This window comes from Lachnoanaerobaculum sp. (assembly GCF_057250505.1).
In genome coordinates this window covers 40446-43226 of sequence record NZ_DBHIEQ010000003.1, presented here as the reverse complement: position 1 = coordinate 43226, position 2781 = coordinate 40446, and the positions used below count along the sequence as shown (strand labels likewise).

General features: G+C 42.3%; 2 protein-coding genes. Both read left to right on the top strand.

Going from position 1 to position 2781, the window contains the following annotated elements; genetic code table 11:
• The first annotated feature begins 129 nt into the window (after positions 1 to 129).
• Positions 130 to 600 (top strand): 30S ribosomal protein S7, encoded by a 471-nt coding sequence (gene rpsG, locus ACO6FI_RS02215; RefSeq protein WP_040458303.1) that lies wholly within the window; start codon positions 130 to 132, stop codon positions 598 to 600.
• A 14-nt stretch (positions 601 to 614) separates the two neighbouring features.
• Positions 615 to 2732: an elongation factor G gene (gene fusA / locus ACO6FI_RS02210; protein ID WP_485455911.1), complete on the top strand. Its 2118-nt coding sequence runs from the start codon at positions 615 to 617 to the stop codon at positions 2730 to 2732.
• Positions 2733 to 2781 lie beyond the last annotated feature (49 nt).

Below are 2781 nucleotides of genomic sequence, written 5' to 3'. Positions count from 1 at the left end.
GTCTTTAAAAAGGAAGCAAAGCTTTCAAATTAGATAGTGCCGATTTTTTGTTGGTTGCAAAAAATATAGGCACGAGGACGCAAAAAGCGAGTACCTGAGATCTAATTAAATATTAAGGAGGGAAGAAACGTGCCACGTAAAGGACATACACTAAAAAGAGATGTATTAGCAGATCCTTTATACAATAACAAGGTAGTTACAAAGCTTGTAAATACTATCATGTTAGACGGTAAGAAGGGTGTTGCACAGAAGATTGTGTACGGAGCATTTGACAAGGTTTCCGATAAGACAGGAAAGGATCCTGTAGAGGTTTTCGAGGAAGCTATGAACAATATCATGCCTGTACTTGAGGTAAAAGCGAGAAGAATCGGTGGAGCTACATATCAGGTTCCTATCGAGGTAAGACCTGAGAGAAGACAAGCTCTTGCTCTTAGATGGCTTACATTCTTTTCAAGAAAAAGAGGCGAGAAGACACAGGTTGACCGTCTTGCAAACGAGATAATGGATGCGGCAAACAACACAGGTGCCGCAGTGAAGAGAAAAGAAGATATGCATAAGATGGCAGAGGCTAACAAGGCATTTGCTCATTATAGATTCTAATAGGAGGAAACCAATTGGCTGGAAGAGAATATCCTTTAGAGAGAACCAGAAATATTGGTATCATGGCTCATATAGATGCCGGTAAAACCACACTTACTGAGCGTATCCTATATTATACTGGTGTAAATTATAAGATCGGTGATACCCATGAGGGTACCGCTACAATGGACTGGATGGAGCAGGAAGCAGAGAGAGGTATTACAATTACTTCAGCTGCTACAACTTGCCACTGGACATTACAGGAATTTAACAAAGTAAAGCCGGGTGAGAAGGAAAATCGTATAAATATTATCGATACTCCAGGACACGTTGACTTTACAGTAGAGGTAGAGAGATCACTTCGTGTACTTGACGGTGCCGTAGGTGTGTTCTCTGCAAAAGAAGGTGTTGAGCCGCAGTCTGAGAACGTATGGAGACAGGCTGATACATATCATGTACCGAGAATGGCATTCATCAACAAGATGGACGTTATGGGTGCAGACTACTATGCAGCTGTTGAGCAGATTCATACAAGACTTGGAAAAAATACAATCATGCTTCAGATCCCGATCGGAAAAGAAGATGATTTCAAGGGAATCGTTGATCTCTTTGAGATGAAAGCTTACATCTATAATGATGACAAGGGTGATGATATTTCAATCATTGATATACCTGACGAGGTAAAGGACGAGGCTGAATTATATCACGGCGAGCTTGTTGAGAAGATTTGTGAGCTTGATGATGACCTTACAATGATGTATCTTGAGGGTGAGGAGCCTTCAGTTGAGCAGCTTAAGGCAGCACTTAGAAAGGGAACTTGCGAGAACAAGGCTATTCCTGTTTGCTGCGGTACAGCTTATCGTAACAAGGGTGTGCAGAAGCTTATCGATGCTATCGTTGAGTTCATGCCTTCACCGCTTGATATCCCTTCAATAAAGGGTGTTGATCTTGACGGAAATGAAGTTGAGAGACATGCTTCAGATGAAGAGCCTTTCTCAGCTTTGGCATTTAAGATCATGACAGATCCTTTCGTAGGAAAGCTTGCATATTTCAGAGTTTACTCAGGAACACTTAACGGCGGTTCATATGTGCTTAACGCTACAAAGGGTAAGAAGGAGAGAGTCGGTCGTATCCTTCAGATGCACGCAAATAAGAGAACCGAGATTGACAAGGTTTACTCAGGAGATATTGCAGCCGCAGTTGGATTTAAGGTTACAACAACCGGTGATACAATCTGTGACGAGCAGCATCCTGTTATCTTAGAGTCAATGGAATTCCCTGAGCCGGTTATCGATATCGCTATCGAGCCTAAGACCAAGGCAGGTCAGACAAAGATGATAGATGCTCTTGCAAAACTTGCTGAAGAGGATCCTACATTCAGAGTTAAGACAGATACTGAAACAGGACAGACCATTATATCAGGTATGGGTGAGCTTCACCTTGAGATTATCGTAGACAGACTTCTTAGAGAGTTCAATGTAGAAGCAAATGTAGGTGCACCACAGGTTGCTTACAAAGAGACATTTACTAAGGCTGTTGACGTTGATTCCAAGTATGCAAGACAGTCAGGTGGTCGTGGTCAGTACGGTCACTGTAAAGTTAAGTTCGAACCGATGGATCCGAACGGAGAAGAGACATTCAAGTTCGAATCTACCGTTGTCGGCGGTGCTATTCCTAAGGAATATATACCTGCTGTCGGCGAGGGTATCGAGGAAGCTACAAAGTCAGGTATTCTTGGCGGATTCCCGGTACTTGGTGTACATGCAAATGTATATGACGGTTCATACCATGAAGTCGATTCATCAGAGATGGCATTCCATATCGCAGGTTCTATGGCATTCAAGGATGCTATGAGCAAGGCGGGCCCTGTACTTCTTGAGCCTATCATGAAGGTCGAAGTTACAATGCCTGAGGAATATATGGGTGATGTTATCGGTGATATCAACTCAAGAAGAGGTCGTATAGAGGGTATGGAGGATATCCCGAGCGGTAAGCAGGTAAATGCATTCGTTCCGCTTTCAGAGATGTTCGGTTACTCAACAGACCTTCGTTCAAGAACACAGGGTCGTGGAAACTACTCAATGTTCTTTGAAAAATATGAGCAGGTTCCAAAGTCTGTTCAGGAAAAAGTTCTTAACGATAAGAAAGCTTAATTATAAAAATTTTTATTATAAAAATTTAAAAAAACGGGTTGAGCCGGTT